This window comes from Oleiphilus sp. HI0067, from assembly GCF_001635735.1.
In genome coordinates this window covers 1-426 of sequence record NZ_LWFI01001428.1, presented here as the reverse complement: position 1 = coordinate 426, position 426 = coordinate 1, and the positions used below count along the sequence as shown (strand labels likewise).

Here is a 426-nt window from a genome sequence, read left to right as displayed (position 1 = left end):
TGACGCCCAAATCGCTCAACAAATCTGTTGGAGATATCATGGAGGGCGCGGTCGTAATTCCTGGGCGGGTTAAGGTTGGCGGTAGAAAAGTTGCTGAAGAAAGTGGGAGCTACGGCGCTGATTCCGGCTCTAAACTGAAGTCAATTAAGGCGTTAGAGGACGAAATGTACGCCGCCGCGAAGGCCTTAGATTTTGAGCGTGCGGCAGCCCTAAGAGACCGTATTAGTGAGCTTAAACATAACTAGTATTGTGCAAAGCGGACAATTTTTTGACTATTTTATGCACATTCATGATTTTCGTGTTTAGCTTTTGATCTTTTAACGTTAAAAGCTATGTTTAAAAAATAATCGTACGTAAGTTGTTGTTTTTAAACAATTAAAATAATTGGTTAAAAAATGATCAATTTGATATGGTTCGCATTATTAC

General features: G+C 39.9%; 1 protein-coding gene. It reads left to right on the top strand.

Annotation, left to right across the window (positions count from 1 at the left end):
- On the top strand, window positions 1–245 hold a 245-nt coding region (locus A3739_RS23215; RefSeq protein WP_197472514.1), incomplete at its 5' end, for a UvrB/UvrC motif-containing protein.
- Between the last annotated feature and the right edge of the window lie 181 nt (window positions 246–426).